Below are 22754 nucleotides of genomic sequence, written 5' to 3'. Positions count from 1 at the left end.
GTTTCTTACTTCATCAACTCCATGATTTCATCTTTGATCGATTCGGATTGCGGCCCGAACACGATCTGCACCGCGCCTTGACCCAGCCGGATGATTCCCGCAGCGCCCAGCTGCTTCAATGCCGCGTCATGGACGAACTTATCGTCTTTGACAATGAGGCGCAGCCGGGTTATGCAAGCATCTACAGATTTAACGTTGTCAGGACCGCCGATTTGCCGCAAAATTTTAGCGGCGCGAGTATCTGCCTGTGGCTTCGCTTGGCCTGCCTCGCTCGAGGCGCTGCCGCTCAATCCATCCTGCTGACTCGGGCCGGCAAGCCCTTGGCCATCCTCATTATCCAACTCGTCAGGCTCATCTTCTCGGCCTGGCGTTTTTAGCTTCAGCGCTACGATGAGGACGCGGAATAATACGTAATACAGAAACGCAAAGACAAGCCCGACTGGAATCAGCAGCAGCGGCTTCGTCGAAAGCTGATAATTGATCGCATAATCGATAAAGCCGGCGGAGAAGCCGAAGCCGAGCTTCATACCGAGCACATAAGTCACATAAGCGGATATTCCGCTAAGCACCGCATGAACTACATATAACACGGGAGCCACGAACATGAAGGCAAACTCCAGCGGCTCGGTGATTCCCGTCAAGAAGGATGCGAACGCCGCCCCAATGAAGATCGAACCGACCGTTTTGCGGCGCTCCGGCTTCGCTGTGTGCACAATAGCGAGGGCCGCGGCCGGAAGGCCGAACATCATGATCGGGAAGAAGCCCGTCATGAACATGCCTGCGGAGGAATCTCCCGCAAAGAACCGGTACAAATCGCCGTGAATCACAGTGCCGGCAGCATCGGTGAAGCTGCCGATTTGGAACCACACGATCGTGTTGAGGATGTGATGCAGTCCAAACGGAATCAACAGGCGATTCGAAATGATATGAATTGCGGAACCGACGCCCCCTAGGCTCGTCACCCAATTTCCAAACACGTCGAGGGCCTCCTGGATTGGAGCCCAAATGAGACCAAATATAAGTCCGACCAGCACCATCGTAAACGCCGTGACCATCGGCACAAATCTTTTTCCCCCAAAGAACCCTAGCCAATCCGGCAGCTTGATATTATGAAACCGATGATACAAATACGCAGAAATCGACCCGACGATAATGCCGCCAAGCACCCCCATGTTGAGAACGGTTCCTTCGGCGATCAGCCCTGTGAACACGCCGGGCACTACCTCGAGCACCCTTAGCAAAATAATATATCCGATGACCGCCGAAAGGGCGGCCACCGCATCCCCGGCCAGACCAATCGCAACGCCTACCGCAAAAATAAGCGGCAAATTATCAAATATAGTCGTTCCGCCGGCATCCAGAAATGGAGCGATATACTTGTTCAGAAAGCCCCCTATGCCTTCTCCGAAATGGAAATCCTTGATGTAGTCGATATTGCCAAAGCGCATCAATATAGCTGCCGCCGGTAATGTAGCCACCGGAAGCATCAACGATTTACCGATTCTTTGCAGGAATGCCAACATGCGATCCTCTTCCTTTCTACATCATTATTCATCAGTTATTCGAAACCGCTTTCAATTAAATCTATATGTCTCTACCTGCTTATAAGAACTAATCCCACCTTATGCTTGTCATTGAAACATTTCTGCGCATACCGCAAACTTGCGGGTGGCCAAAATCGCACAACACAAAAAAGAGCCCGAGAGCATCCGACTCTTATTCGGAAGCTCTCGGGCTCCAAGCTTCTAATCATATAAACCATCGTAACCTATGCGGTTCATTTCGGCCGCACTCTATTCGTTGCCGTCGCCTGAAGCGGATCATCCGGCCAATAATGCTTCGGATAACGGCCCTTCAAATCCTTCTTCACCTCAAAATAAGCGTTGTACCAAAAACTCCGCAAATCGGCGGTAACCTGTACGGGACGCCGAGCGGGAGACAGCAAATGCATGATAACCGGAACATTCCCGTAGCCGATGCGCGGCGTGTCCATCATGCCAAACAGTTCCTGCAGGCGAACTGCGGCATACGGCTCTCCCTGATCATAATGGATCTGGATTCGAGAGCCGCTGGGAACTGTCAAATGCGTTGGCGCCTGCGCATTCAATTCCTGCTTGAGCTCCCATCCCAGCTCATTTTCGAAAATCATCGCCAGAGACAGGGACTGCAAGTCCGCTCGTTTACGAAAGTTGGCGATATAAGGTGCTAACCACCCTCCCGCGGATTCAGCCAAAGCATCGTCGGAGAAATCCGGCCAGCGCGCGCTCAGCTTGCGGAGAAATCCGATACGGGCCTGCAGCTGCCTTGCTTTATCATTCCAAGGCAGTATCTCCACGCCCAGTGTCGACACGGCATGCAGCAGCGCCTTCGTAAAATCCTCGGCCACAGGCTGTACCGGCTGCTCCCGAAACACAATCGCACCAAGCGTCTCCCGCAGGCGAACCCTGACAGTCCCTGCTGCTTCATCCCACTCTGCCTGTCTCTCTTCCTGGATATGCTCGCCGTAATACTGCGTTAAGTCATCCCGTTCTAAGGGAGCGGCCAATAAAATCCGCCCCTCCGTCCCTTCATCGTCGATTTCCGCTATCGCAAGGTATGGGGATTCCCCAAGATGCTGCTTCCTGGCGAAAACCGCGCCGCGGCCGTTGCGCAGCAAATATCTTCCGTCAGCTCTGCGTTTGGCGATGCGATCCGGATAAGCAAACGACACGAGTGTGCCGCAAGCATCAAACCATTGCTCATCGCCCGCTCGCTCTAACTCCTTGATTCCAAGCCTACGCTCATATTGGGCGCTCATGGCTACCAATCGCTGAATATCGCGATCTTCCACCTGAATCGCCGGATCTCCTGTGTTCCGGGAAAAACTGCCTTTTCCCATCAGCAGAGCCAGCCGGCTGCGGATATCGTTGTCTTCTCCAGCTCCAGCGGCCCCCCTGAATAAGTCGCGCTCCTCTAGAAGCGCGGCCAGGCGGCAGGCTGGCCGGCCCAGCCCCAAATCCGCCGCCTTCAGCAGCATATGCGCAAGACGCGGATGCAGCCCAAGCTCGGCCATCCTGCGGCCATGCCCGGTAATGCGCCCTTCGCCGTCAAGCGCTCCGAGCTGCTGCAGCAGCCGCACGGCCTGCCGATAAGGCGCCGCAGGCGGCGGATCAAGCCAAGCGAGCTCCGCTGGCGAGCCCGCCCCCCATGCCGCCAGCTCTAGGGCGAGCGGCGTCAGATCCGCCTCGAGCATTTCCGGCGCAGTGCGCTCGGGCAGCATCCGGTCCTCCGCTTCGCTCCAGAGGCGGTAGCATACGCCGGGCGCGGTCCGTCCGGCGCGCCCCCGCCGCTGGTCAGCGGAGTCCCGGGCCGCGCGCACGGTTACGAGCCGGCTCATGCCAGTGCGCGGGGAGAACAGCGCCGTACGCCGCAAGCCGCTGTCGATCACCACCGTCACGCCCTCGATCGTCAGGCTTGACTCAGCGATCGACGTGGCTAGCACCACCTTGCGCTTGCCCGGCGGCGCTGCCGCTATCGCCCGCTGCTGCTGCTCCGCAGACAGCGCGCCGTATAGCGGCGCCAAGAGCACATCGCTAGGCACCGCAGATGCCAGCGCCCGCTCCACCCGGCGAATTTCCCGTGCGCCGGGCAAAAACACAAGCAAGCTCCCGTCATGCTGCTCAAGCGCGACGCGTACCGATCGCGCCACCGCCTGCTCCATGGGAGCTTGGCCTAATGGCCCTGCCGCGTACCTGGTCTCTACCGGGTACGCCCGCCCCTGGCTGCGGATGACGGACGCGCCGCCAAGCAGCTCGATCAACGGCTCGGGATTCAGCGTAGCCGACATAATCAAGAGCCGCAGATCGTCCCGAAGCAGCTCGCGGCTCTGCAGCGCTAAGGCGAGACCGATGTCGCCATGCAAATTCCTCTCGTGGAACTCATCAAAAATAATCAGCCCGATTCCCATCAAGGCCGGGTCATGCTGCAGCATCCGCGTCAGAATGCCTTCTGTCACAACCGTAATTCTTGTCCGGTTCGATGCTTTGCTGTCAGTTCTCGTCCGGTAGCCTACCGTTTGCCCAACGGGCTCGCCAAGCTGTGCGGCCATATAAATCGCCGCCGAACGGGCGGCAAGCCGCCTTGGCTCCAGCATAACGATACCCTGACCCTCCAGCCAAGGCTCATGAAGCAGCTCAAGCGGCGTGCGCGTCGTCTTGCCCGCTCCCGGCTCCGCGAGCAAAATGGCCGTTCCCGCTGAGTGCAAGCTCGACTTAAGCTCCGGAATTACCTCATCAATAGGAAGCCTCGTCATTCTCTTCTCCTTCACGATACAAAGTGCTGTTAGCATTTTACCATACGGGCGTCACTTGTCCTACGGGCAGCACAGAGCCCCGTCCCGAATAGAGTGCACGAATCGGGACGGGGCTTTCTTGTTCATGTATACGCCCTATGGATCAAACGAAAATTACAGCAGAGATTCGGCCCCATCGATCACGATGCGGGCACCGGTAATGTGCACGGATTCATCGGAAGCGAGAAACGCCACCAAATCCGCCACGTTCTCCGGCTGTCCAGGACCTTCCGCGAGCGGCTGCGAACCTTCCGGGTATTCAACCGGAATGATAATTTCGCCCAGTTCCTCACTGACCTCAGAAGAAGAATCGATATTCGTCGAGATGGCGCCAGGACAAATGACATTAACACGAATTTTAAACTTGGCAAGCTCCAAGGCCAGCATTTTGGCAAATGCCACCTGACCGGCCTTCGTCGTGCTGTAAGCCGACATGCCGAATCCGGAAAAGCGGTCATTCCCGTTGATTGAGCTCGTAATGATAATGCTGCCCCCGCCCTGCTTTTTCAAAAATGGAACAGCATGCTTCACCGTTAGAAACGTCCCGTTCAAATTGACTCCGAGTGTGCGCTGCCAATCTTCGAAAGACATTTCTTCTACGGGAGCCAGCGTACCGTTAATGCCGGCATTGGCAAACACGATATCAATGCGTCCGAAATGATCCGCCGCTTCCTTGACGGCCTGCTCCATTCTAACAGGATCCGATACGTCGACGTCAAACGAACGCGACACGCCCCGATAGATTTCATTAATCTGGTGCTCGGTGCTGCGCGTGCGGTCATCTATTAAATCAAACAGCGCGACTTTTGCGCCTTCCTTCGCCAGCTTGATGGCGGTTGCCTTGCCGATCCCGGAGCCGGCCCCCGTAACAATCGCGGTTTTCCCTTGAAACCGAAGTCGATTACCCTGCTTATCCGTCATGAAGGTCACACTCCTACCAGAATTTTGGGTTCATTCGGCGAGGCAAGCTGCGCTATATGTTCCTCCGCCTTGCCTTCTGTTTCAAGATTACCCAATTCAGGGGGTGATTTAACCACTGGACAAGCAAAAATATATTGAAACGACATAAATTTTACCAAAATGCAAATTGAATAACGACAAGAGAAACGAGCCCAGCGGCCATCAGTCCGATCACTACAAGAAAGCCGGTAAGGAACCACCGTACATAGCCGCCTCGCGCAGGCGCTTCTTGATATTGCCTGACCTGCTCCTCCAAACGGACGATCCGCTCTCTCAGCTCCATGATTTCATCATCTACCCTGCTCATAAACTCCCTCTCTCACATCGTAGACTACTGCCTGCCTTCAACTTGCTCACACGGCTCCCTGAACCAGTGTAGAAGCATCTCCTGAAATTGGTCCTTCTGCGTCGGGGTAGCAATTAGCCAGTCTTCCTCTGCCTTCGTGCTGGAACGGAACAGCCAATTGATTGAATGGTTGTTGATGAACTGCGCATGCTGGGACTCCCATTGGTCGCCATTCCATGCAAAGAAACGAATGTCTCCTTGCGCCACATGAGTCTTCAGGCATTTGGCCAGCGAAATAACCCCTTCCTGATCATCGGTGATCTTCAGCAGCTCTACCATAACATCCTCCATATCCAATTCATCGAGCTGCCGGACGATTTCCCCAAACTGCCGCTTGGACAGCATCAGCGCAGGCAATTCCCCTGGGCAATGCGCATTCCACATCATTTTGCCAGCCAGGCTCCCGCATACGTTCTTGACCTCACTTATTTCATCCAGCTGATGCAGTGCCGGATTGTCCTTTGATCTTTCCACCTTGACTACGCATTCATCTGCAATATGTAGAAATTGTTCATGCGTCTCGGTACCCGTGCGATATCTCAGCCAACAAGCCTTATCTGCGAGGGACGCCGCCACAAGCCTCGACATAACAGGCATAGGCACGGTCAGCATATCCTCGCTTCCCCGAGGCGTTAAATAACCTTTCTGAATTAAGGATTCCCGGACATGCTCCCAATTCTCATCCATCTCCTTGAGCAAGAAGCCGCGAAATGGATCCTCCTTGCCCAGCAGACGGTCTGCTCCGAGCAGATCGGTTAAATAGATCAGTTCTTTGGACTCCAGTGTTACGATTTCACTCTGGGACGCATCCGCAATTAACATCTGCCCACCTCCTCAACAATATCAGGTATGACTCGTTAATCCTATTTTCTCTATCTAACTCGATTGAAAACAGTATTACTAGTTTGAATGGCTTAATTATATTGATCACACCTATAAACATTAACCAAAATAATTAACCCTTATTTCCAAAATTTGAAACACTCCTTACAGTTTTGTAATAACTTCATCACTATCATACCACTATTTATATCATTTATGCTCGGAATAATTTGGTAATCTATTGCATAATACCCATAAAAATAGGAAAATGAGCTTAACTTTTTCGCTATTTTGAAACTTTTCGGGCCTCTTTTTCGTAATTAAAATAGAAAAAAACTAGATAACAGCCATTTAATTTTTCTACATTCCTCATCAAAGATTAATTAAATTATAATGTTTTCTTAATCTAGTTTTAAGTTTTCTGTTTTACAATATGTATTATGAAACCACTGTATTAAGAGGTGATTCACATGAAAATACTTATTAGCTTTCAGAATAATCAGATCCCAGTATATTTCAATGTTGATAGCAAACAGCCGATTCAGCGGACTCTCAAGCTGCTGACCAGCGCGCTGGAGAACAAATTCAATCATGGTAAACAGGCGTTGAAGAAATGCCTGAACTCCTTGATCAGTATTGAAATCGAGGGTTCGGAAGCAATTTTGCACAGCAAAAGCGAATATGATTCCTTGGCGCTGTCTCTCTATTAATATTTTCGCCAACAGTAAATTATGATCATTCTTTAATAGAAGAATAGAGGCCCAAAGCTGCGGCGGTCACCATGCCGGCTTTTGGGCCTCTTCTTCATGCCAAGCTATCTCGATGCGTATCAAGAATAAACGAATCAAATTTTGCCTCATCGGCTGATAAGTACAGCTTTGCAGCTTGTTCAAAATAAAACGGTCGATCGCCATATCCTCCTCCCCTTTATTCAGGCTATACTTCCCCCTGGAAATATTCCCCTATCCCTATTGGTTATTTAACCCAAATGGAACGGATGAAACCCCAGTATTATTGGCCAGCAGATGAATTTTTACCCGATAGGCGGATGGTCTTCGACCCCGGTTTCAATTTTAGCGCCACTGCTGTCGCAACAAGCAGCAGTCCATTCAGCACAAACACTATGGGAATCGCTATCCATCCCGCCAACGTTCCGCCAGCGATCGGTCCCATCATATTGCCGAGCTGCGCCGCGGATTGGTTGAGACTGAATGCCCTGCCGCGGAATTCAGGCTCCGTCGTTTGGACGATCAGCGCATTAAGGGCCGGAAATACGGCGGCAAAAAACAGTCCGTAGATGAAACGCAGAGTGCCAAAACCGAAAATGTCGTGAAAGAACATTTGCAGAATATTGCCAAGTCCCCCGCCGACCAGGCCGATCATCAGTGTATTCCGGTAGCCGATCCGCTCTCCAATTTTTGCCCATACCGGAGCGGCAAGAACAGTAGAAATCCCGACTGCCGAGAAAATGATTCCCGAGCTGAACGAAGCATCTGCAGCAGCGGCGCCCAGATGCAGCACATAGAGCGATAGCAACGGCTCAAGCACCATAACGGAAGCAGTAACGATGAGCACGACGGTCAAATGCCGCATGAGCGGGCGATTCTCGGCAGCGGAACGCAAATCGTCAATGACACGGGAGCGGGCTTTGTTTTTATCGAAATTGTATTCCCGAACGAACAGCCAGGCGATCAAAGTGGGAATGAGCACGATAGCACCAGCCACAAGGAAGGACTCCCGGTAGCCGACGAATTTGCTCAGAAAACCTCCTACCAGCGGTCCGATAATCCCTCCTGCCGCCCCGGCTGTGGACATAATGCCGAGACAGTATCCCACCTTCTTCTCCGGGGTGTTGGTCGCGATCAGCGCGATCGCCGACGGAACATAACCTGAGAGCAAACCGGTAAGAATACGAACGATGACCAGCTCGAACGGATTTCTGACGAATGCATTCAGCACATAGACTAGACATAGGGCAAAACCGGCACGAAGCAGCATCGGCTTACGGCCGTATTTGTCGGATAACGATCCCCAGAATGGAGCAATTAGCGCGCTCGCAAGAAATGTGATGCCAAACGTAAAGCCGGACCAAATCGTTAAGTGATTGGTAATACCTAAATCATGGGCAATGAATAAGGACATGAAGGGGATGACCATCGAATAAGCGGTACTGCAAAAAAATACACCGACCCAAAGCACAACCAAATTTCTTCTCCAGGGGATTTCCATGCAACCACCTCTGCTTCTGTGACTTGAATTCCCTGATCCCTTAATCCCTGGTACATAAACATGACAACTCCATTGTACCACTTTACCCATATTTCGATGGCCTGAATTCCGCTAGGTAATGATATAATTTCTTTTATAACAATTGTAGAAGGAGCAAATGCCATGGCTTTAATCCAATGCCGTTTTTTCTCTGAAGTGCTGGGCCTCTCCACTTCCATGACGGTCATTTTGCCGCAGCCTGCCAAAGCGCAAATCGGTATGGGGGGCAGCGATGTATCCGGCCCTTTTCCCACCTTGTACTTGCTGCATGGCCTGTCGGATGACGATTCGATCTGGCTGCGCCGGACATCGATAGAACGTTACGTTTCCGAGCTCGGACTCGCAGTCATCATGCCCCAAGTCGATGTCAGCTTCTATACGGACATGGCCGCCGGCAATAGATACTGGACTTTCATCAGCGAGGAGCTTCCTTACATATGCCGTTCCTTCTTTCCCTTGTCCCAACGCCGTGAGGATACCTTCGTCGCCGGTCTGTCGATGGGCGGCTACGGCGCGTTCAAGCTGGCCTTGAGGAAACCGGACGTATTCGCAGCGGCCGCGAGCCTGTCCGGCGCATTGGACGTATCGGTCAACCGGATTGATGAAATCAGGCGCCAAATCAACAATCAGTCGCTTCATCAGCAAATTTTCGGACCTGACGGACCCGAAGGCACCGAGAATGACCTGTTTTATCTGCTTAAAACGGTAGATCCTGCTTCCGCCCCGCATCTGTTCCAGTGCTGCGGCACCGAGGATTTCCTGTACGAGCACAACATTCGCTTCAGGGATGCGTGCAGAGATTCGGGCTTCAATTTGACCTACGAGGAAGGGCCAGGGAACCATGATTGGGCCTACTGGGACGCCCGCATTCAGGATGTTTTGGCCTGGCTGCCATTGAACAAGGCTTGACTCCTGGTAGATATTCAGGATCATTTCCTGTAGGATAGTATTGTTTCGGCTAGCGCCAACGTAAACTTCATTCACAAACTAGGAGGACTCACATGCAAGACGTTATTATTATCGGTGCTGGTCCTTGCGGACTCTCTGCAGCCATAGAATGTCAACGGCGGGGACTTCACGTCCTCGTGCTGGAGAAACACAGTCTCGTTCATTCCATTTATTCTTATCCGACGCATATGCAATTTTTCAGCACCCCAGAGCTGCTGGAAATCGGGGACATTCCCTTCAGTACGCCTAACGATAAGCCTTTCCGCCATGAAGCCTTAGCCTATTATCGCGGAGTCAGCCACCACTACAATCTGCACATCGCTTCCTACGAGGAAGCCACGGCGATCCACCGTCACGAAGACGGGACCTTTACCGTTCATTCGGTCACGCGCAGCGGCGAAAAGTGGGAATACCAGGCGCGCAACGTCATCATATCCACGGGTTACTTCGACCATCCGAACATGCTCGGCATCCCGGGGGAGGAGATGGATAAAGTATCCCACTATTTCCGGGAGGCGCATCCGTACACCGGCACGAAAGTCACGATCATCGGAGGCAGCAACTCCGCGGTTGATGCAGCGCTGGAATTGATTCGCGTCGGGGCGCAGGTAACGATCGTCTACCGCCGGGACAACATCTCGGAGCAAATCAAGCCATGGGTAAGACCGATCTTTGAAAGCATGGTCAACCGTGGAAAGATCGATCTAAGGTTATCTTCACGGGTCATCGATATTGCCCAGGATCATGTTATCATCGAATCCGAGCTCGGCCGGGAGAAAATTTTGAACGATTTCGTGCTGGCCCTTACCGGATTTCACCCGGATCGAAAGCTGCTGTTCCAAGCGGGCGTCGAGATGTCAGGCGAAATGGAGAAGCCGATCTTCGACCCGGAAACGATGGAGAGCAACGTTCCCGGACTATATGTTGCCGGGGTCATCGCCTCAGGAAGCAACGCCAATGAGGTATTCATCGAAAGCGGCCGCAAACATGGCGTGCTGATCGCCGAGCATATCGTAGCCATCAAATCAGGAGAAGCTTAACGATGAGCCAAGTCGATGTCACTTCGCTTATTCTGCTATTTCTAGCGGCGTTAGGCATTTTCAGCAGCAATTTGCCGATTACGGTCGCAATGATTTTCCTGCTGCTGATCCGGGTACTGCAGCTGCACTCGGCATTTCCCTGGCTGGAAAAGTATGGTTTGACTGTGGGGATCATCATCCTGACGATTGGCGTCATGACCCCTGTCGCCAGCGGTAAAATCCCGTTGTCCGTCATATGGTCGTCCTTCTTCCACTGGAAATCCCTGCTGGCCATTGCCGTAGGCATGCTCGTCGCTTGGCTTGGCGGACGGGGAGCCGCACTGATGGGCAACCAGCCGACAATCGTCGCTGGATTGCTGATTGGCACGGTGCTCGGCGTGGCCTTCTTTCGTGGAGTTCCGGTCGGCCCGCTGATCGCGGCCGGCATTTTATCGCTCTTTATCGGGAAGCTTTGACAAAGCTCAGCCAAAGCATAAAGCAAAAGCGCCCGTGAAGCATTACTTCCGCTTCACGGGCGCTTTTTGGCATGGTTACACTGCTATTACTCTGCAGACAAAATAACTAAAATGAATAAGTCCTGACTTCTCTAAGGATTCAAATTCTGAATGCTGTAGAGCTGAGCATAAACCCCGTCCTTGTCCATCAGCTCTTCGTGTGTTCCCCGTTCGGCGATACTGCCGTTCTTCATGACGATAATTTGATCCGCATGAGTAATCGTGGACAGGCGGTGAGCGACGATTAAGGTTGTCCGGCTTCTGGAGAGCTGCTGAAGCGACTGCTGAATGAGATGCTCCGACTCCAAATCCAGAGCCGAAGTGGCTTCATCTAGGATTAAGATCGGCGGATCTTTTAAAAACACCCGAGCAATGGCAATCCTTTGCTTCTGCCCGCCGGACAGCTTCACTCCCCGTTCCCCTACTTCCGTATCATAACCATTCGGCAGCTCCATAATGAATTCATGCGCATTCGCCGCCTTGGCCGCCTCATGAACCGCCTCTTCGCTGCTGCCCGGCTTACCGAACAGTATGTTCTCGCGAACGGTGCCGCTAAACAGAAAATTGTCCTGCAGTACCATGCCGATCGAGCCGCGAAGGCTCTCCATCGTCCAATCCTTCACATCGCGGCCGCCTACCATCAGGCTGCCCTTCTGGATGTCGTAAAATCTTGGAATCAAACCGACAAGAGACGATTTCCCTCCCCCGCTCATTCCGACGAAGGCTGCCGTCTCTCCCGGATTGATCTGGAGGGATATATCCCTTAGCACCCAAGGGTCTTGTTCATGATATTTGAACCACACATTGCGGAGCGTTATGTCATGGTTCCCCCCTTTTAGAGGAAGAGCACCAGGTTGATCGACCATATCATACGGTTCCTCGAGCAATTCCAGCACCCGTTCCCAAGAGGCGGAAGCCTGGGTCAGTACGGTAGAAGAGTTGATCAATCGCTTCAATGGTGAATAAAGCCGGTCTAGGTAACCAAAAAAAGCAATAAACGTACCAAGCGTCAGTTCCTGCTGAAGAACCAGATAACCCCCATAGCCGATGACCAGCAGCGGAGCGATGTCCGTCATCGTATTGATGATCGCGAAGGTCCAGGCATTCCAGCGGCTGTGGGCCAGCGCTTTCTTCAAATACTTCCCGTTGACGCCTTCAAGCTTAGCCTGATCATGCTTCTCCAGGGCAAAGCTGCGAATGACCGAGATCCCTTGGATCCGCTCATGCAAATACGCCTGGATGCCGGCGAGGGCTGCGGAGCGGTCTTTGGTTAATTTCTTGAGCCGTTTATACAGCACCTTGACCGCAATCGCGTACAGCGGAAATATCGCGATGGACACAAGGGTCAGTACCGGATCCAAATAGAACATGAACCCAAGGACGAAGACGAGCGTAAAGGCGTCCAACCACACATTCATCATGCCGACTTCAACGATATTTTTGGTTTGTTCCGCATCGTTGATGAACCGGGAGATGATTTCCCCCACCTTCGTGTTCTGGTAATAACGGAGCGAGAGCCTTTGCAAATGACTGTACAGCTTGTTGCGTAAGTCGAAGAGAATCTTTGCCGTAATCATTTGCGCAAAATACTGCCTGGCATATTCGACGGGCCCTCGCACAATAACGAAGAGGAACAATGTTGCCCCAAGCACGATCATCAATTGGTAGACCTGCTCCTGAAGCCCAATCGATTTGTTCAGTAAAATATCGTCAACGACGTACTTTTGAACTAGCGGCAGCATCGACGGAATGCCGAATTTCAACACACCGATGAATAAAGTGAGCAGAATCCATTTCGTATACGGTTTGACAAAAGCGAAATAAGCTTTCCAATGTTTCAACTGATGCGCACATCCCTCTATGTTGTTCTGCTAAATTAATTTTGTAGTTTCCGCTGCTACAATCATCAAGCCAAAAGGCTGGCCGAACGCCGCTGCAGCAGACTTTCCGCGTATTCGTCCAATCGTGCGGCCAGCAAATCCTTGTGCAGATGCGTAATGCCAAGATCAATCCATCCACGGTATACCTCGAGACCGTAGGAAACGTAGCTCGCCAAGGTTGCCATATCCCAGTAAGGGTCGTATTCCGCTTCCTGCCCTCCCTGCATGGATTCCATGTAGGCTTCAAGGAACCGGTCGGCTGCATCAACCCCGTGAAGCTGTGCCAAATTCACCCGGCAATGACCTACGTCGATTCCTGAAGGACCCATGCAGGCATTGACCCAGTCGACGATGCCGGACACCTGCCCATGCTCCCACAGTACGTTGCCGGGATGATAATCGCGATGAATGAACCTAGGCGTATATTTTGGCTCCGGCCCCTGGATGACTCGCACGATTTCCTCCCAAACCTCGGGTCTGCCCGTCCATTCGGGAATGCCGAACTGGGTCGGATCGATATATGAAAAATAGGTCCATGAAAATGTCTTCGTCCCCTGGCGATGTAAATGGACCAGCGCCTGAGCGAGTTCCCTTAGCCAGACGGCTCTGTCTTGCGGCATAAGAACGACCTCGCCCGGCAATCGCGTCATCAGGACGGAAGGCGTACCGCAGCCGCTGCCATCGGAATCGGATGCGAGCCATTTCGGCGCCACAAACCCGTGCTCTGGCTCTGACGCTGCTTGAAGCGCCGCCGACTCATGTGCGATGAGATCCGGTTCTGCCTCAAACCGAGTCAGATCTGTATATTGGCGAAGCACCCAGCCGGTGATCTCCCCGCTTCTCTCCAAATTCACCTCGTAGACCGCAGACGAAACCCCTCCTAACAGGGGGATGATACGGCGAATGTTCCAGCTCCCCCCGTTTTGCTCCCTAATCCAGGCAAGGACGTTTGGAGACAACCCAGCTTTCCGTGCCAGATCCTCTGATTCAGGCATAACCATCCTCCATTTGTCGTTCATTTTTTCCCGATCAAGCTGTAATTGTACTCATGTTGTGATATACTCCCTATAATATGCCCTTGCCGCAGGCGAACACACTTGTGGCTAGCGGCAAAGAGCAGCAACCGTTTGTAGGAGGATAACCATGTCACGTCGATTTGTAATTGAAGCCGTGATGGTGGCCATTTATGGGGAGTTACTCGCGCCTAGCGCGCCTGTAGAATATATTGTTCCTTACACCACCGTCTTGGAGCTGTACGAATTTCAGAATAGTCCCGAACCTCTCATGCATGACCCGGCCGACGACATGCATGTTAAGAATAAGATTAATGAGTTAATAGCCTATCTGGAAGAACCGCTCAACCGCAAAAAGCTCGAACGGGCCCTAAACGTCCCTTGGACCAAGAGCCCTTCCATCCTGCTCGGCGAGAATATCTCATGGACAGTGGTTAACGCGCTCGACAACGAGCAGTACGGAGAATTTCTCGACCCGATCGAGACCGAGATCGTCCTGACCGCGCAACGTGAAGGTGCCCCTGTCTTGACGGATCAGTTGGAGTTGATACGCCGCATTATCGAAGCGGAGGTTCCCATTCAGGTATTTGATATCCAGGACTTCGAATTCGCGATGGAAGATAGCATTTTCACGAATAACCAACCATAATACAAACGAAGGCCCGAAACTCGGGCCTTTTCTTGTCGGAATTATCCTCTGCTCTGCTTATCCCCGCTTGTTATAAATTCGCTTTCTGAAGCTTCAGGGCTTATCGTTCTCTTTCTTGATTCTTTGCCAAAGGTTATGTGCGGTGTACCGCTCTACCCTATACCTCGGCCGTTTCATACTCATATTCGATATCATTGTGCTTTTGGTCATATACAACGTTCAAGTTGTATCCCTTCAAATACCACAAATCCTTGTCTTCCATGTAGAACGTAATCCCATCTACTTCGGAGACGGCTCCCGGCGAAACCGGGGTTTCAATGCCGATGCCCAGCGCAAATCCCGGGTGAATGGTCCCTCCGGCACTATATCTCGCAAAAAAGCGGATCGCCTGACCCTCTTGTACGCCAAGTTCATTTTTGTACCAGCGGGCCGCTTCTTTTGTAACGTTGATCATATCGATCCCCTCCTATCTTCTCCTTATTTTAGACCAATCCCGTTTGAATTGCCAAAATAAAAATTGACAGCGGTAAGAAAGCGGTGTTAAACTCAACAACATACGAAACTCATTTGCATTAATTACCAAACTATGAAAGGGTGAGCACGGTGTTAATTGTTAATCATTTTCCTGCACTTCATAACGGACACATATTACAACTGAATACCGGAGCAACCCCTGCAGGCTGGACTGGAGTATATTCGCGAACTGTCCCCGTCGTCTTCTAACGGGTATAGGCAATGCTATACGGCTGAGGTTGCTTCACTTTGTGATAGCAGCGTACGCGTTATATGTTATTGGTCTTCAAGGCATATCGTTTACGGACGATATGCCTTTTTTTGCGGTTTCAAATAGAGTCACCTGCAGTGGCTGCTCAAGAATTGACTTAAATATTGCATTGTTAAAGGAATAGGAGGAAACCTTCATGTTTTCCGTTCTTCAAAAGCTGGGCTGGTTCTTCCAGCGGGAAAAAAGGCGATACACGATCGGATTGATCCTGCTGATTATCGTCGGGATTATCGAGCTCCTTCCGCCGAGGCTGCTGGGCGCAGCAATCGACGACATCGTTAATGGATCCATTAGCTGGAAATCGCTAACCCAATATATTCTGATGATTGCCGGCGTACTCATCGTTATTTACTACATGACTTATATATGGATGCACAAGCTGTTCGGCGGCTCTAATCTGATTGAGAAGCTGCTCCGCACGCGGTTTATGAACCATTTGCTGAGAATGACGCCGCCGTTCTTCGAACGGAGCCGTACCGGGGATCTTATGGCAAGAGCAACAAACGATTTAAGATCCGTTGCTCAGACAGCTGGCTTCGGCATGCTGACCTTAACCGACTCGACGGCTTACTTGTCCGTCATCTTCATCGCTATGGGTACGCTTATCAGCTGGAAACTGACGCTGGCCGCAATCATTCCGCTACCCATCATCGCCCTGGCCATGATGATATACGGCCGCATCATCCATCAGCGTTATACGCTGGCTCAGGATGCGTTTGGCGACATGAATGACCAGGTGCTGGAATCGGTCGCCGGCGTGCGTGTCATTCGCGCCTATGTTCAGGAGCGGCTTGACGAGAAGCGGTTCCAGGACGTTACCGACGACGTGTACCGTAAAAATCTGGCCGTAGCGCGGGTCGATGCCTACTTCGAGCCAACGATACGGTTCTGTGTCGGGCTCAGCTACGCCATCGGTCTAACCTACGGCATTTACCTCGTGTTTCACAATGAGCTGACCTTGGGTGACCTCGTGTCATTCAATATGTATCTCGGGATGATGATCTGGCCGATGTTCGCCATCGGCGAATTGATCAACATCATGCAGCGTGGCGGCGCCTCCCTCGACCGGGTCAACGAGACGCTGAACGTCAAGCCTGACGTCGAGGACGCGGCCGATCCAGTTCATGTGGATCATCCCGACGCTATTGAATTCAACAATGTCACTTTCCAGTACCCGACCTCGGCGAAGGTCAACCTCGACAGCATTAATCTGAAGATTCGCCGTGGCGAAACGCTAGGCGTCGTCGGTCGTACCGGCAGCGGCAAATCTACACTGCTGAAGCAGCTGCTGCATGAATATCCGCTAGGAACCGGCGAGCTAGCGATTTCCGGGGTGCCGCTTCAAAGCATCACGCTTTCTCAGCTGCATGGATGGGTCGGATACGTACCGCAGGAGCAAATTCTGTTCTCCAAGAGCGTGAGGCAGAACATTCAATTCGGCCTCAAGGATGCTTCCGATGACACGATTATGAAGGCGATCCGTACCGCTGCGTTCGATCAGGATCTTGGGACCTTATCCGATGGGCTGGATACGCTGGTCGGCGAGAAAGGCGTGGCCCTCTCCGGAGGACAGAAACAGCGGGTATCGCTGGCAAGAGCCTTTATCGCCAATCCGGAAATCCTGATTCTCGATGATGCGCTTTCGGCCGTTGATGCCCGTACAGAAGCCCGAATCGTCGACAATATCCGAAGCAAGCGTTCCGGTAAAACCACGCTCATCTCCACCCACCGGCTATCCGCGGTGGAGCACGCCGATTGGATCGTCGTGCTGGAGGAGGGACGCATTATCGAGCAAGGTACACATCAGGAGCTGCTTCAAGCGAATGGATGGTACCGCGAACAATATGAGCGTCAACAGGTTGAATCCAACCTTGACGGGGAGGTGTCCTAGTCCTATGCACTCGCAAACAGGTAAAGCACTGTTTAAATATGCCTTGACGGCAAAAAATACATTTATCCTTGCCTTGGTCATGCTGGCGATTGGCGTCGCCGCCGACCTGGCCGGTCCCTTCATCGCCCGCTCCATGATCGATGATCACATGCTGGCGATCGAGCGGCCTTTCTACGAGACGTCCGGGCCCGGCAAGGAGACCGTTTCCTATGACGGGCGTTTCTTCAAGCGCGGTGACCGCTTTGCGGCTGACGAAGCCAAAGGCCAGGAGGTTCGCATCCTGCAGACGGGCAAGAACTTCGTCTTCATTGACGAGCCAGTCGCAAATCCTAGCGGAGACCGCAGTTTTCAAGGGGGCATGCTGACGATTGATTACAACGGGAGCAAAGCCGAGTATCCGGCAGTCAAGCTGTCGAAAACGGAATTATTTTCATTTTACCAACCGGAAGTTCCCGGCATTCTTACGTTGGTCGGCTGGTATTTCGCCTTTCTGGCAGTCGGCATCGTCATGGAATTCGGCAAAACCTACTGGCTGCAATCTTCCGCGAACAAAGTCATTCAGAAGCTGCGCGTCGACGTGTACAGCCATATTCAGCGGCTGCCGGTCAACTTCTTCGACAACCTGCCGGCGGGCAAAGTCGTTTCCCGGGTAACGAACGATACCGAGGCGGTCAAAGATTTGTTTATCGCCGTACTCTCCAATTTCTTCTCGGGAGTGATAAACATGCTAGGGGTGTACGTGGCCCTGTTCCTGCTCGATGTCAGGCTGGGACTCATTTGCCTTTTCGTCGTACCGGTCATTTGGATTTGGGTCGTGCTCTACCGGAAATTCGCTACGAAATACAACACCATCATTCGTTCACGGCTGAGTGAGATCAACGCGATGATCAACGAATCGATACAAGGCATGTCGATCATCCGGATATTCCGGCGCGAAGAGCAAACCAAAGAAGAATTCGAAAACCTGAACAACGATTACATGAAGCATCAAAACAAAATGCTCAACTTGAATGCCCTGACATCGCATAATCTCGTGAACGTCATCCGCAGCTTGTCGTTTGCGATCGTCTTATGGTATTTCGGTTCGGCTCAGCTGACCGGAGCCGGAATTATCTCCCTTGGCGTGCTGTACGCCTTTGTGGATGTGCTCGGTCGGTTGTTTCAGCCGATTACCGGAATGGTCAACCAGCTTGCGGCGCTGGACTCTTCCATGGTGTCCGCCGGCCGCGTGTTCAAGCTGATGGATGAGCCCGGCGAGCATGTCACTGACGGCGGAATGCCGCGCTACAAAGGCAACGTCGAGTTCAAAAACGTCTCCTTCGCTTACAAGAGAGATTACGTGCTCAAAAACATTAATTTTGAGGCGAAGCAAGGACAGACCGTGGCGCTCGTGGGCCATACCGGCTCAGGCAAAAGCTCCATCATCAATCTGTTATTCCGTTTCTATGATCCACAGAAGGGAACGATTACGATTGACGGCCAACATGTCACCGAGCTGCCGAAGCAGTGGATTCGCCAGCATATGGGCATCGTCCTGCAGGACCCATACCTGTTTACCGGTACGATCGCCTCAAATGTAAGCCTCGGTGATGAGCGGATCAGCCGGGCTAGCGTAGAAAAGGCTTTGGCCGATGTAGGCGCGACACGCATCCTGCAGCATCTGCCTAAAGGCATCGATGAACCTGTGGTGGAGAAAGGAAGCACTCTATCCGCTGGAGAACGGCAGCTTATTTCCTTCGCCAGAGCGCTAGCCTTCGATCCGGCGATCCTGATTCTGGATGAAGCGACGGCCAACATCGATACCGAGACCGAGGCGCTGATCCAGTCTGCGCTTGAAGTACTCAAACGCGGACGCACGACCTTCATCATCGCCCACCGTCTCTCGACAATCCGCAGCGCCGATCAAATTCTCGTGCTGCATCGAGGCGAAATCGTCGAAAGGGGTACGCATGAGGAACTGCTCGCTCTCGGCGGCAGATACTATCAGATGTATCGCCTTCAGCTGGGTTCAGCGGAAGAAGCGAAATCTGAGCCGCTGCCGCAGCACGCAGGCGCGGCAACTCCGCGAGCGGTGGTTAATCCGACCTGAACTGAACTGAACTGAACTGAACTGAATTGAACTGAACTAGCCTGATCTGATCTGATTTAACCTGGCCTGGCCTTTCGGCAACACACAGGATCAGCGCCAACGAAAAGGCGGCTTCCTGTAACGAACCTTGAGCACGCTAATCCCTCATTTTCTGGACAGTTTCCGATGTAACGAATCCAGATATCGCTATTTGGCTCAAATGCAGCACTTTGGAGTAGTTTTGAGGCCAATAGGGTTACCAGGGTTCGTTACAATTTCGGAGTCCTTGTTTGAAGCCAGTTAACGCTTCTCAGATTCGTTAGCGTCACCACTCCGATACGATATGCGAACGCTGCTTCAGGTCCATTAGCGATGCCACGATTCGATAAGCGAACGCCTCCTCAGGTCCGTTAGAATTTGGTTCATGTTACACATTGCACTATCTCAGATTCGCTAGCTAGAAAAAGGGGCTGTCCCATAAGTCATCAATAATGGCTTAAGGGCAGCCCCTATTTTCAATATTGCTATACAAAAAGAAGCCTTTCCTTAGCGTAATGGAAGCAATGAGCAACCATCTAAAAGGAGGGCTTCTTGGAGTCATTCAATATACTATGGACCAACTCTCTGTCTGCCAATGGGACAGTCCTTAGTTGGTTATTTTTTCAGCGGCTTGACGACCACTTCATATTGGCTGGATACATACGTTTCCGTCTTGGAATCCGTAATGACCTGCGGATAGAACTTGCCAGGCTCCGGCGATAGCAGCTCGTAATACACAACCGCAGTCTTAGCCTTGAACTCAATTTTGGCTACGGCAATGCCATATCCCGGATGAGGCTGATTCGCCCGGGTCAGAACGACCTTATTCACCTGGTCATTCACCTTCTCGACTTGGTAAGAAACCTGGTTCATCTGTTGGTCGTCGTCTTTGCCTGGAATGACGCTATCCTTGTGCTGCCGAACAAATTCCGCAGCATTGTATACTAGGCGGGCAGCTTCAATCCGGGTAATCGGCGTTCTAGGATGGAACTTTCCGTCATCGTCCAGCGATGCAATCTTCGTGAGCAGCAGTGTTTGAATATTGCTCATGTAATCCGGGTTTACCTGATCTGAATCAGCGATGTTCACATACATCATGATCACCGGATAATCACCAGTCGCATCGATGCCCTGCATCAACATATTAGCAAAAGCTTCTCGGCTCAGCTTCTCGTTTGGCTTGAAGTCCGCGGGCAATTGGATGCCGTTGTCTTTAGCAATTTGCAGCGACTCGGAATACCAGAACGCCGTACCGCCTTTTACGCCTGAATTAGCTTTGCCTTTGCCCTTCAAGTCCAGTGCCTGCACGATCATTCGCACGCCTTGCGCTCCAGTGAGCTGGCCCTTCGGTGCGAATTTGTCCTTGGTCATGCCATGGATGATGCCCCTTTCATGCAGAGACTTCGTAATTGTTGCGTCCTTTCCCTCCACATCTCGGAAGGCAGCAGCCGAAGAGGCCAGGAGCAGCGAGCTGGACAACAGAAGTGCTGCTGTTATTTTCAATTTTTTATTTATCATCATTCATCACCTCTGCCCTCTCTGACGCAAAAACCGTCCGGAAGGTTTCGACTTTCAGGAAATATCTCCCGAAAAACCAAAGGTTTCCTACCGTAGAGCGCTTTACCTGTTAAGCTACGGCGATCATACGGCGGCATAATTCCGCACATTTGCGGCAGGCCTGCTCACATTGCTTGCAGTGATGATGCTCGTGCTTTCCGCATTCCTCTGCGCAAGCGTCGCAGGCTTTGGCGCACAGCTCACACAGTTCCCTTGCGAATAGAGTGCTGCGCGATAGCGCTTCTGCAACGAAAGAACAGATTTCCGCGCATTCCCGGTCAAGCCGTATACATTCCCTCAGCATCGCCAGATCGTATTCCTTCAAGCTGGATACATAGCAGTAATTGCACGCATTCATGCACTCTAGGCAAGCTTGGATGCATTCCCTGTATTTTTCCTGAATCATTGACTATTCCCTCCTGAAGATGTAGTATCCGCGAACATTCTCTTTATTACTCTAACCAGGAAGACGATAAAATGAAACGATGAAGGACGATCTGCTAAATATTAGCTGGGCTTAACGTGGCACGACTTCCAGTTGACGAAGCTGATCAGCCAGCTTGTTTTTATCGAAATGCTCGCCAATGAACACGACGACATCCGGCACATTGCCCTGAGGCGTAATTTTCAAATAATCCGGTTCACGATAAGCATATTGGAACAAGAAACGGCTGGACGTATCAGAGAAGCTCAACACGCCTTTGGCCCGGTAGACATCCCGGGGAAGCTCGGCGATGAAGCTTTCGAATTGCTCGCTGTTGACAGGCCCTTGAAAATAGTGGCTGTATACGGTGACGTGTTCATGAGACTGATGCATTTGCCCATGAGCTTCCCCATGTCCATGATTGCTGTCATCAGTATGCGCTCCGCAATAACAGTCGCTCCCGTGGCTGCAGGATGACGCACGCTCTTTAAGATCACGATCATGAATTCCTTGCGAGTCATCATACAATGTAGTAAGGCGTTCAATATCCACGCCGCATTTAACGGCTGGCAGAAGCTCCGCATATGGATTCAACCGCCGCAGCAAATCCTCGATCTCCTGCAATTGTCCGCTCTGCAGCCTATCGATTTTGTTGACGATTAGAACGGAACCGCAGCGAATCTGCTCCATCATCAGCCGGTAGGTCTTCCCTTTCTGCGCCGCATGCAGCTCCAGCAAATGAACCGAATCCACAACTGTAATCATCGGCTTGATATCGATTTTGGCTGTTAATGAGACCTCGGTTACAGCGTCCAGTATTTCGAGCGGATTGGCTGCCCCTGTCGCTTCAATCACGATGACATCCGGCCGCTCATCCCGAATGAGCTCTAACATTTGCACACTGAGGTCTCCCCTAACCGTGCAGCATATGCATCCGCCCAGCATTTCCGCCATCGGCACCTCATCGCCGACAAGAAGACCGTCTAAATTAATATCGCCAATTTCGTTCATGATAACCGCAGGCTTTAGCCCTTGATCCTTCCAGTATGACAGCATTCGCTGCAGCAGCGTCGTTTTCCCGCTCCCGAGAAATCCGGACAATATGTAAATCGGCGTAGCTTGATTCAATTTCGCTTGCGACATCTTGTTACCCCCATCTGTAATTCACATTCCATGAGAGCGAGTTTACACCAAGCGATCCCGGGATGCAACCTGTGATTCGCCGAATAGTTCCGGGTAAG

Annotated in this window: 20 protein-coding genes; 7 read left to right on the top strand and 13 right to left on the bottom strand. The window is 51.9% G+C overall.

Translation table 11 applies throughout. The annotated features are described in order from the left end of the window. Nucleotides 1-5: 5 nt before the first annotated feature. The 5 genes from ACYUJT_RS05515 to ACYUJT_RS05495 all read right to left on the bottom strand — a co-directional run bounded on the left by ACYUJT_RS05515 (nt 6) and on the right by ACYUJT_RS05495 (nt 6458). Entirely contained in the window at nt 6-1523 is a 1518-nt protein-coding gene (locus tag ACYUJT_RS05515) for a PTS transporter subunit EIIC (RefSeq protein ID WP_460319385.1), read from the bottom strand. A gap of 254 nt (nt 1524-1777) precedes the next feature. Further along, nucleotides 1778-4291: an ATP-dependent helicase HrpB gene (hrpB, locus tag ACYUJT_RS05510; RefSeq protein ID WP_460319383.1), complete on the bottom strand. Its 2514-nt coding sequence runs from the start codon at nt 4289-4291 to the stop codon at nt 1778-1780. Nucleotides 4292-4444: 153 nt separating this feature from the next. Beyond that, nucleotides 4445-5251 (bottom strand): SDR family oxidoreductase, encoded by an 807-nt coding sequence (locus tag ACYUJT_RS05505; protein WP_460319381.1) that lies wholly within the window; start codon nt 5249-5251, stop codon nt 4445-4447. 151 nt (nt 5252-5402) lie between these two features. Further along, the gene (locus ACYUJT_RS05500; protein WP_460319380.1) at nt 5403-5597 is read right to left on the bottom strand and encodes a hypothetical protein; all 195 of its coding nucleotides are present in this window, start codon (nt 5595-5597) and stop codon (nt 5403-5405) included. 24 nt (nt 5598-5621) lie between these two features. After that, nucleotides 5622-6458, bottom strand: a complete 837-nt coding sequence (locus ACYUJT_RS05495; RefSeq protein ID WP_460319378.1) for a hypothetical protein — start codon at nt 6456-6458, stop codon at nt 5622-5624. Between the two features lie 470 nt (nt 6459-6928). On the opposite strand from ACYUJT_RS05495, the gene ACYUJT_RS05490 reads away from it, so the two are divergent. Next, the gene (locus ACYUJT_RS05490) at nt 6929-7168 is read left to right on the top strand and encodes a hypothetical protein (protein ID WP_460319376.1); all 240 of its coding nucleotides are present in this window, start codon (nt 6929-6931) and stop codon (nt 7166-7168) included. A gap of 66 nt (nt 7169-7234) precedes the next feature. On the opposite strand, the gene ACYUJT_RS05485 is transcribed toward ACYUJT_RS05490, so the two are convergent. Together ACYUJT_RS05485 and ACYUJT_RS05480 are read right to left on the bottom strand one after the other, a co-directional pair. Continuing rightward, nucleotides 7235-7372 (bottom strand): hypothetical protein, encoded by a 138-nt coding sequence (locus ACYUJT_RS05485; RefSeq protein ID WP_460319375.1) that lies wholly within the window; start codon nt 7370-7372, stop codon nt 7235-7237. Nucleotides 7373-7469: 97 nt separating this feature from the next. Continuing rightward, nucleotides 7470-8777 (bottom strand): MFS transporter, encoded by a 1308-nt coding sequence (locus ACYUJT_RS05480; RefSeq protein ID WP_460319373.1) that lies wholly within the window; start codon nt 8775-8777, stop codon nt 7470-7472. A gap of 72 nt (nt 8778-8849) precedes the next feature. Between ACYUJT_RS05480 and ACYUJT_RS05475 the strand changes: the two genes are divergently transcribed. The 3 genes from ACYUJT_RS05475 to ACYUJT_RS05465 all read left to right on the top strand — a co-directional run bounded on the left by ACYUJT_RS05475 (nt 8850) and on the right by ACYUJT_RS05465 (nt 11169). Next, a complete protein-coding gene (locus tag ACYUJT_RS05475; RefSeq protein ID WP_460319371.1) occupies nt 8850-9635 on the top strand; it encodes an alpha/beta hydrolase in 786 nt (261 codons plus the stop codon). 92 nt (nt 9636-9727) lie between these two features. After that, nucleotides 9728-10714 (top strand): YpdA family putative bacillithiol disulfide reductase, encoded by a 987-nt coding sequence (locus ACYUJT_RS05470; RefSeq protein WP_460319369.1) that lies wholly within the window; start codon nt 9728-9730, stop codon nt 10712-10714. 2 nt (nt 10715-10716) lie between these two features. Next, nucleotides 10717-11169 carry a DUF441 domain-containing protein gene (locus tag ACYUJT_RS05465; RefSeq protein WP_460319368.1) on the top strand — a complete coding sequence of 151 codons (453 nt, stop codon included), beginning with the start codon at nt 10717-10719 and terminating at the stop codon, nt 11167-11169. Nucleotides 11170-11300: 131 nt separating this feature from the next. Here the strand turns inward: ACYUJT_RS05465 and ACYUJT_RS05460 are convergent, their stop codons facing one another. Both ACYUJT_RS05460 and ACYUJT_RS05455 read right to left on the bottom strand, forming a co-directional pair. Beyond that, nucleotides 11301-13049, bottom strand: a complete 1749-nt coding sequence (locus ACYUJT_RS05460) for an ABC transporter ATP-binding protein (RefSeq protein ID WP_460319367.1) — start codon at nt 13047-13049, stop codon at nt 11301-11303. 65 nt (nt 13050-13114) lie between these two features. Next, nucleotides 13115-14083 (bottom strand): phosphotransferase family protein, encoded by a 969-nt coding sequence (locus tag ACYUJT_RS05455; RefSeq protein ID WP_460319366.1) that lies wholly within the window; start codon nt 14081-14083, stop codon nt 13115-13117. Between the two features lie 148 nt (nt 14084-14231). On the opposite strand from ACYUJT_RS05455, the gene ACYUJT_RS05450 reads away from it, so the two are divergent. After that, entirely contained in the window at nt 14232-14750 is a 519-nt protein-coding gene (locus ACYUJT_RS05450) for an ADP-heptose synthase (RefSeq protein ID WP_460319364.1), read from the top strand. 157 nt (nt 14751-14907) lie between these two features. Here ACYUJT_RS05450 and ACYUJT_RS05445 read toward each other — a convergent pair whose 3' ends face one another. Further along, entirely contained in the window at nt 14908-15204 is a 297-nt protein-coding gene (locus ACYUJT_RS05445; RefSeq protein WP_460319362.1) for a HesB/YadR/YfhF family protein, read from the bottom strand. 466 nt (nt 15205-15670) lie between these two features. On the opposite strand from ACYUJT_RS05445, the gene ACYUJT_RS05440 reads away from it, so the two are divergent. Further along, a complete protein-coding gene (locus tag ACYUJT_RS05440; RefSeq protein WP_460319361.1) occupies nt 15671-17425 on the top strand; it encodes an ABC transporter ATP-binding protein in 1755 nt (584 codons plus the stop codon). Nucleotides 17426-17429: 4 nt separating this feature from the next. Continuing rightward, a complete protein-coding gene (locus ACYUJT_RS05435; RefSeq protein ID WP_460319359.1) occupies nt 17430-19514 on the top strand; it encodes an ABC transporter ATP-binding protein in 2085 nt (694 codons plus the stop codon). A gap of 633 nt (nt 19515-20147) precedes the next feature. Here the strand turns inward: ACYUJT_RS05435 and ACYUJT_RS05430 are convergent. The 3 genes from ACYUJT_RS05430 to ACYUJT_RS05420 form a co-directional block, all read right to left on the bottom strand. Continuing rightward, a complete protein-coding gene (locus ACYUJT_RS05430) occupies nt 20148-21050 on the bottom strand; it encodes an S-layer homology domain-containing protein (RefSeq protein WP_460319357.1) in 903 nt (300 codons plus the stop codon). Between the two features lie 109 nt (nt 21051-21159). Further along, nucleotides 21160-21495 (bottom strand): four-helix bundle copper-binding protein, encoded by a 336-nt coding sequence (locus ACYUJT_RS05425; RefSeq protein WP_460319355.1) that lies wholly within the window; start codon nt 21493-21495, stop codon nt 21160-21162. A gap of 111 nt (nt 21496-21606) precedes the next feature. Then, nucleotides 21607-22656, bottom strand: coding sequence for a CobW family GTP-binding protein (locus ACYUJT_RS05420; RefSeq protein ID WP_460319353.1), 1050 nt, complete (start codon nt 22654-22656; stop codon nt 21607-21609). Nucleotides 22657-22754: the final 98 nt, after the last annotated feature.

This window comes from Paenibacillus sp. YSY-4.3 (genome assembly GCF_054767475.1).
This window is presented reverse-complemented; position numbering and strand designations above follow the sequence as displayed.